This is a genomic window from Chryseobacterium sp. C2(2020), assembly GCF_014218915.1.
Taxonomy (GTDB): domain Bacteria; phylum Bacteroidota; class Bacteroidia; order Flavobacteriales; family Weeksellaceae; genus Chryseobacterium; species Chryseobacterium mucoviscidosis.
On the sequence record NZ_JACLCT010000007.1, the window covers coordinates 136,429 to 144,474 of the forward strand.

Sequence of the window (8,046 nt, forward strand, 5' to 3'; positions counted from 1 at the left end):
AATTCGAATTAATTTAATAATATCTCCCTGTAACGGCTTAGCAATCTTCTATAATTGATGCACCGTTTAATTAACGCTTTGTTACTTTAATTTATTAATTTTGTGCCTATGAATTTTATTAAAAATAATCTTGCCAACGCGATAACGTTAGGAAACCTGTTTTCCGGATGTATCGGCGCCATTCATCTTATTTCAGGAGATTATCAGACGACTGCGATTTGCATCGTACTTTCTCTGGTTCTGGATTTCTTTGATGGTTTTACGGCAAGAGCGTTAAAGGCAAACTCCAATCTGGGAACCCAACTGGATTCTTTGGCAGATATGGTGAGCTTCGGACTGGTTCCGGGACTGACGATGTTTAAAATGCTTGAACCGTTTGAAACGGATCTCTTTGGGATGACCTTACCGTTTGCGATTCAATATTTCGGGTTGCTGATTACATTATTTTCCTGTTTAAGACTGGCAATTTTTAATTTAGATGCAGATCAGAAATATTATTTTAAAGGACTGAATACGCCGAGTAATACGATTCTGATTTTTGGACTGTTTTACGCTTTCAAAGAAAATCAAAGCTTTGAATTTCTCCTGAATAATGAATTTGCGTTAATTATTTTAACCGTAATTTCTTCCTGGCTTTTAATCTCGCCGATAAAAATGATCGCGATGAAATTCAAATCGATGAAACTACAGGATAATTATCCGAAAATAGCTTTACTGGTCGGTTCTGTTATTATTTTAGTTATCTTTAAAACAGTCGGAATTCCGATGGTAATTCTTTATTATATTCTAATATCTATTATATTTCAAAAACAATTAAAATAAATTTATGTGTTAAATAATGGACGTTTAAATCCATTTTCAAATTACCACTTCTCGAATTTTCAAATTATAAAAAATGAATTTAAAACTACATAAACCGCTTTGCATTTTTGATCTGGAAACCACAGGAACCAACATCGGGAAAGACCGTATTGTTGAAATCTGTATTTTAAAAGTAAATCCAGATGCTTCGAGAGAAAGCAAAACATGGAGGGTAAATCCTGAAATGCCGATCCCGAAAGAATGCAGCGAAATCCACGGTATTTATGATGAAGATGTAAAAGATGCGCCGACATTCAGAGAAATTGCTCCGAAAGTGATGGAAATGATTGCGGGTGCGGATTTGGGCGGTTTCAATTCCAACAGATTCGATGTTCCGTTGTTAGCGGAAGAGCTGCTTCGTGCCGAGTTTGATTTTGATTTGAATAAATTCAAACTGGTTGATGCACAGACCATTTTCTTTAAAAAAGAACCCCGAAATTTAGGCGCTGCCTATCAGTTTTATTGCGGAAAAACACTGGAAAACGCCCATTCTGCGGAAGCGGATGTTATGGCAACTTTCGAAGTTCTTGATGCTCAGGTCGGAAAATACGATGATGTACCGAACGAAATCGCAGAATTAAGCAATTTTTCGTCTCAGAACAAATTCGCAGATCTTGCCGGAATGATTCATTTCAACGAAAACGGACAGGAAATTTTTGCTTTCGGAAAATATAAGGGACAAACGGTAAAGTCTGTTTTCCAGAAAGATCTGGGCTATTACGGATGGCTTCAAAACGCTGATTTTCCATTGTACACCAAAAAGGTTTTCACGAAAATCCAATTATCAAGTAAGTTTTAAATGATGAGTGAGCTGGTTAAAAAGATGCTTTAATGAGCGATTGATTATGGCAGTTCTATTCCTAAAGAAGTAATTTTGGAAGATAAAACGGAACTCTAACAAATCAGATTAATACAGCAGCTCGAAGAGGAAGACAAGCAAACCATTTTCACCTCGTGGAAAAAATGCTTACCCATAAAAAGTTTAAAGATTTTTTTGCCAAAAACGCAGCTACGCTATAAAACACAAAACCCACCGCTTTGTGGTGGGTTCTTTATTGTTGCTCACGGATTATAAATTCGCGAGACCAGGGTCGGGTCGGGTTACCATACTTTTATTATACCTTTTTGCTTTCCAGCTCCTTCTATCTCAATCCTAATGGTATCTTTTAAATATGGTTGTTTTAAATATCCCCATACAGCATCAGAACTGTCCAATTTCTCTTTATCTTCAGGGAAAATGTTCAATACAATAGAATCGCTTTTGTTCCTTTCATAGCTAAAATTATATGGATAATTTGAAAAATTATCTATTCTTGTTTCCTCCATTGAATGGTAACCATATCTAAAACCTTTCTCTATATAGGGCTTAAAATAAAATCCTTTTAGATTAGCAGAATCCACTATCTTATAATTCAATTCTTTTACAAAGACTTTTCTTTGTTTTGATTCTTTAATTGTTGTTGTACCGCCTCTATACTTCCATTTTTGATAACCATACCAGCCAACGGATGAAGAAAAAATTCCGAATGCATAATAAAAAAATACACAAAGTATAATAATACCTGTAAGAATAAAAATTACTCTTTTCATAACTATTGAGTTTTATTTCTATCTACACCATCAGGAATGAGAGGACCAACTTCAAGTTTTCCTACCTTACGAGTTTTAATTTCTTTATCATCAGGAAGGTAGAATCTATTTAAATGATGAATTCCTCCTCCTGTTATCTTTTCCTCATTAAAATAATCCATAATATTATTGGGAGCAGGATCTATAAATTTTGGAATATACCAAGCATTATTAGATCTTATATCTACAATTTTATTGAGCGCATCTAACATGACACAAGCGCAAGACTGACCAATTACTTTATATTTTTTAGCACTTGCTGCTTTAGCTGCGGCTACTTTTATCTTGGCATCTTCTTCTCTAGTTGTTTTAACAGTAACAAATTTATCGTAATGGTGTTTTTCACTTGGGACAGGATTAATAGTATTTGCTTTTAGCATAGCCTGTTTCGGACTTAAGCCTTTTCCCAAAAAAGTTCCAATGTCAGGGTTTTTAGAATCGCCGTATGGGCTACTTCCTTCCCCTGTTCCATTCATTGAATAATAATACCAACCATCTCTTTCATTTCCAACAATAACAGCTCCATGACCTGCTACAGGTACAGCTTTGGAATCTGCAAGAAATATTACATCCCTACCGTCTGGATCAATACCATTAATAGGATTATTTACAACATAATTATACGGGCTATGGCGATTAAATTTTTCTGCTAATTCATCTACGACTCCCCATCTTCCTAAGTCAGGCATATAAAACCTTGCTCCGTAATCATACATGCCCGTCTCCTGCAATTCTTTACCGTTGTACTTGTAATTTTTATACGAACTTGATCCAAAGAATGAATTTCCGCTCTTCAAATGATTCATTCCGAAAGGATAATAATCATTAGCATCCACAATTTCTAGAACTCCTGCGCTGTTTTTCCCAAAACTTACCCTTGTATTTCCCAAGTGATCTTTATACTGGTAAATATATTGATTTTTTATGTAATCGTAAAATCCTTCTGAAGTCGGCAAAAACTGCAGTTCAGAATTCTTCAGCATTCCCACAGGTTCCAGCCCTCCAATGTCCACAAGACTGAACGCCTGCGTTTCCATCGCTCGTGAACTCTCAAGATTGGACGCCGAAAAAGAAGAGCTTCCTCCGCCTCCGCCACCTGAATTAGTGATGTTCTGATACTGGAAGCCATCAAGGTAATCGATGGTCTTTACAGAGGTTGTGTAGCCGTTAATCCCGGAAATCGTTGTGGTGTTTACCTTACGGAGCTTTGTCCCGTCGGCGCGGTATTTTGTGTCCAGTTTCACCATTTCAATGCCGTCCCTGCTGTATTCCAGATGGTGGGGAAGGTTTAAATGATTGTATTTGATCACACTGATTCCCTTATCTGGCATACTGATCATGTTTCCGTTCAGATCATATCCGATGGTTTGTCCGCCGCCTTCGTATCCTGTTGCATTCTGTGCATGATCATTGATGTTGGTAAGCCTGTTGCTGACATTGCCGGAAGCATAGAGGTATTGCAGGTTATCAATCATGGTCGGCGTTGTATTCCCATATTCCAGAACCGAGGTTCTGTACAGACTGGTGATATTTCCGTTAAGATCATACGCTAAAGATTCCGTATTCTCTTTACTGTTCGGGTTTTGGGGATTCTGGTTAAAAATGAAAACATCTTATTTTGTGCTGCTCTTTATAACATAAAACCCACCGCAAAAAAGGTGGATTATTATTGTTCACGGATTACAAATCCGCAAGATCAGGGATTCCCGCGAAATGCGAGTTGTTTTTCAGTTAGTAAATAGTTTTAATATGTTTTTTATTATAGTGAGCCAACCCGCTCTATCTAAACTTCTGTCAGTTTCTTTTTCTCTCTCTTCATAGGTCATTTTTTTCAACCTCTTTACATTATATACTAATACTGCAATAAATACTGCTGAAGAAATTAATAGAATAAGTAATACATCATTTCTCATTTTCTTTTATTTTTTTGCCTTTTGAGTAACCTGTTCTTGCAGGTGAAGAAAGACTATTTATTATGTTCCCAAATCTTATATAATCTTTCATTTTTGAAACTCCTTGTGGCGACATAAGAGCTTTGTATAAGCTTCTTCGAGCTAATCCAAAATCACCAACCATTTCACCAACTAATTGTCCATCACCACCCGTAACATATCCAGGCTTATTACTATTTAGATTGTCTATTCCGTTTCCTACTAATCCTAAAAGATTTCCTGGAACATTCTCTAATTGTTTATCATTACCCCAAATTCCATAAAGTTGAATAGGACCAGATATAGACCTTGTAAGTCCATCACCAATTAGATATACCCCTGAAACTTTTGTTATCATTGTGGGTTCGGGAACAAGTAATGAACCAACTCCTCCAATCAATTCATCTACCCCGCTATACATATTTATACCAACGATAACAGATTTAACTATTTTTTCTAAAGTAAGATTTTTGGTTAAAGTTATTTCCGGAATATCATGAAGCGTCCCGTTTTCAATTGCTTTTCCTCTACCTGCTTTTGAATCATCATAAATTACACCATCCGCACCATAATGAAAATTCCCCATCGTGTTGCTCGCAAAAGCATATTTTGCGCCCTCAATGTTATTGTCTTTGAAAAATTGAGAGGCGTTATCTCTATTTAAATCTTTATTATATAAATATTGTCCATCATTTGTATAATACCAATCTCTTCCATCGGGGTCAATCACAAGAACAGGATTGTCCGCAACATAATGATAAGAAGAATATGAATGATATAATTCTTGGTGATCATCTTGCACACCCCAACGTCCGATGTCAGCCATATAAAATCTTGCTCCGTAATCATACATGCCGGACTCCGTCTGTAATTCCTTGCCGTTGTATTTATACTGGTAACTGCTTCCAAAACTGAAAGAAGTATTGTATCCTTCATGCTTCATCCCAAACGGATAATAGTTATTTTCTTCAAGAACTTCTGCGCCACTTCCATTGTTGAAATAACTTAAACGGATATTTCCCAAATGATCTGTATAGTTGTAAATATACTTATTTTTTACAAAATCAAAATACCCTTCTGAAGTTGGAACAAATTTTAACTGAAAATCATTCGTAGGTATTCCGGATAATGGTGTCCAGTCATATTCATATTGAAACCCATCCAAGTAATCGGTGGTTCTGGTTCCCAAAGCATAAGCATAGGAAGGATCTTTATAATTATGTACTTTTCTCATCTTTACGCCATCTGCTCTGTAAAGATAATTCGTATTTACATATACTTTATTGCTCCTGTCGTAACTTGCAAAATCACTGAACTTAATATATTTCGGAAGATTTAAAAAATTATAATCAATCTGAAGAATACCTTTATCCTTATGATCTTTCATGTTTCCGTTCAGGTCGTAGGAAATCGTGTTTCCTGAAGTATCCGGATAGCCTCTGTAATCTGTGGAGGAATCGGTAACGGAAGTCAGCCTGTTTCCGGTATAAATATATCCAAGATCATCAATATTAAATGCAGGAGCGCCTTGCTGAGATTGCGCAGATCTTTTCAGATTAGAGATATTTCCGTTAAGATCATATTCCATCTTTTCGAAGTATTCCTTTGCAGAAGGATTGGTATCTTTCTGGTAGAATCCTGCCAGTAATCTGTTCGCTCCATCATAAACATAGCCGTATCTTCTCAGGTTGTCTCCTGTGGTTGTTCCTGTTCTCCAGTCTACTTCCGCAATGTTGCCGTTGTATTTCGGTTTTACTTTCAGAGTAGAAAAGTCTGTATTGGGTGTTTCAAGCCCTTCAACTTCACTGTATTTTACTTTATACCCGAACAGTTTTCCGTTAAGATTTGCCGGATCATTGATCTTGGTCATCCATCCGCGGATATTGTAAGTGTAATCGATGCTTTGAAGATTATTTCCCACTTTCTTATTCACAAGCTGAGACAAGTCGTTGTAGGTGTTTTCGGCAAGTAGTTCCTGCGGATTACTATCCACCTGATGGTAATGCTTTTTCAGCCTGTTTTGGGAATCGTATTCAAATCTTTCCTGTAGCGTTACCCCGACTTCGCCCTGCTTTCTGAGGTTAAAAATGAAAAGCATTTTATTTTGTGCTGCTCTTTATAACACAAAACCCACCGCAATTGCAGTGGGTTCTTTATTGTTGCTCACGGATTATAAATCCGCGTCATCGGGATTACAAATCCGCGAGATAGGGGTCAAGTTACTTTATTTGAATTGATCGCTTCAATTTGAAAAAATTTAAACTATCAACTTCTTTTAATGGACGAAGTGTATAAATAGAGAAATTATTTTTCTTACCATCAATATTTTCAAAATATAACCCCATTTGTCCTCTCTTGCTTTTTTTAGGCAGCATAACTTTTGCTATATGTCCGCTAATTGTATCATAATAATAATAGTTATCTAAAAAAATACCTTGACTATTGTCTAATTCTTTATTATTTGAAAAAACTATATTTTCAACAATAGAATTTTTTTTTAAAGCTTTGTAGATTAAACTATCATTAATAATAATTTTTGATTCATTAAATGGATTATTGTAAGCTCCATACTCAAAATATATTGTGTCAGAATTAGATGTTATGAAGGAAATTATTTTAGAGTCTATTCCTTTAATATCTTTCTTCTTCCAATTATCTGGAACTTCAAAGGTAACTACTCCTAAAGTTTCCTTTTTAAATTCCTCTTTATTATTACAATTTAATAAAAGAGAAACTAAACTAATTATAAAGATTTTTTTCATCTGACTACATTATTCTGTTTAAATTTTTTAGCTTCACTTACTGAAGAAGTTGAATATCCGCCAGAATAAGTTTTCACTTGTTTCTGTGATCCAATTGCTCCTGAAACTATTGCTCCTCTTTGATATGGAGCGACAGAGGTTTGACCTGTACCCTCTGCTCTCATAAGACCCTTATCATTTGGAGAATGTATCATACCCATATTATGTCCAAATTCATGCTTTACAACTTCATTAAAGGTGCCATTTTTAATTGTAGCTGCTTCGACAGCCGACACTCTGCCTGGGGTTTGTCCTTTACCTAAAGCATCACCATTACCATTCTTAACTTCGTTAGCTATAAATAATACATGATCATTTTTTCCTATACCATCCATACTTGTAACAACTTTATATTGAATATCAAAATTCTTAATATTATCCATTGCAACTTTAGAATTATTTTCAAAAGCACTTATTCCAGTTCCCTCAAACTCACTTATACTTACAGTGCCAGAATTTTTATTAAACATAGTTTTAGATAAGTCAGAACCTGATAAATTAACAATCGTCAAAGTCATTTTAATATTAACATCTCTTTGTATAAATTCTGATTTTCCGTCTGCTCCTTTTGTAACGGTTGATTTTAAAACAGTAGTTATAATATCGTCTGGAGCCATTCCATCGGGATCAATAAACATAATCGGATTGTTGAACGCATAATTATATGGAGAGTGTCTTCTCATTTTCTCCGCCAATGGATCTACGACGCCCCAACGTCCGATGTCTGCCATATAAAACCTTGCACCGTAATCATACATGTCGTAGTCTGCTCAACTTTTTCCAGACTTCCTACTCCGGTTTTTTTTCGCGCGAGGCTTTACACT

At 35.6% G+C, this 8,046-nt stretch carries 6 protein-coding genes and 1 pseudogene; 2 read left to right on the top strand and 5 right to left on the bottom strand.

Features of this window, described 5'->3' with window-relative positions; genetic code table 11:
• Positions 1-108: 108 nt before the first annotated feature.
• Together H6W52_RS06510 and H6W52_RS06515 are read left to right on the top strand one after the other, a co-directional pair.
• Positions 109-822, top strand: a complete 714-nt coding sequence (locus tag H6W52_RS06510; protein ID WP_116096839.1) for a CDP-alcohol phosphatidyltransferase family protein — start codon at positions 109-111, stop codon at positions 820-822.
• Between the two features lie 73 nt (positions 823-895).
• Entirely contained in the window at positions 896-1,660 is a 765-nt protein-coding gene (locus tag H6W52_RS06515; protein WP_116096837.1) for a 3'-5' exonuclease, read from the top strand.
• Positions 1,661-1,962: 302 nt separating this feature from the next.
• Here H6W52_RS06515 and H6W52_RS06520 read toward each other — a convergent pair whose 3' ends face one another.
• The 5 genes and pseudogenes from H6W52_RS06520 to H6W52_RS21435 form a co-directional block, all read right to left on the bottom strand.
• A complete protein-coding gene (locus tag H6W52_RS06520) occupies positions 1,963-2,451 on the bottom strand; it encodes a hypothetical protein (protein WP_116096835.1) in 489 nt (162 codons plus the stop codon).
• A gap of 2 nt (positions 2,452-2,453) precedes the next feature.
• Positions 2,454-3,965, bottom strand: a complete 1,512-nt coding sequence (locus tag H6W52_RS06525) for an RHS repeat domain-containing protein (RefSeq protein ID WP_116096833.1) — start codon at positions 3,963-3,965, stop codon at positions 2,454-2,456.
• Positions 3,966-4,392: 427 nt separating this feature from the next.
• Positions 4,393-6,519, bottom strand: coding sequence for an RHS repeat domain-containing protein (locus H6W52_RS06530; RefSeq protein WP_185216502.1), 2,127 nt, complete (start codon positions 6,517-6,519; stop codon positions 4,393-4,395).
• A gap of 121 nt (positions 6,520-6,640) precedes the next feature.
• Positions 6,641-7,183 (bottom strand): hypothetical protein, encoded by a 543-nt coding sequence (locus H6W52_RS06535; RefSeq protein WP_116096827.1) that lies wholly within the window; start codon positions 7,181-7,183, stop codon positions 6,641-6,643.
• Positions 7,184-7,832: 649 nt separating this feature from the next.
• Positions 7,833-7,980 (bottom strand): annotated as a pseudogene (locus H6W52_RS21435) (RHS repeat domain-containing protein); the annotation flags it as partial.
• Positions 7,981-8,046: the final 66 nt, after the last annotated feature.

What these genes read in the sequence shown, in the direction of transcription:
- H6W52_RS06510 (WP_116096839.1), top strand. Translation starts at nt 109, where the DNA reads ATGAATTTTATTAAAAATAATCTTGCCAACGCGATAACGTTAGGAAAC.
- H6W52_RS06515 (WP_116096837.1), top strand. Translation starts at nt 896, where the DNA reads ATGAATTTAAAACTACATAAACCGCTTTGCATTTTTGATCTGGAAACC.
- H6W52_RS06520 (WP_116096835.1), bottom strand. Translation starts at nt 2,451, where the DNA reads ATGAAAAGAGTAATTTTTATTCTTACAGGTATTATTATACTTTGTGTA.
- H6W52_RS06525 (WP_116096833.1), bottom strand. Translation starts at nt 3,965, where the DNA reads ATGATTGATAACCTGCAATACCTCTATGCTTCCGGCAATGTCAGCAAC.
- H6W52_RS06530 (WP_185216502.1), bottom strand. Translation starts at nt 6,519, where the DNA reads ATGCTTTTCATTTTTAACCTCAGAAAGCAGGGCGAAGTCGGGGTAACG.
- H6W52_RS06535 (WP_116096827.1), bottom strand. Translation starts at nt 7,183, where the DNA reads ATGAAAAAAATCTTTATAATTAGTTTAGTTTCTCTTTTATTAAATTGT.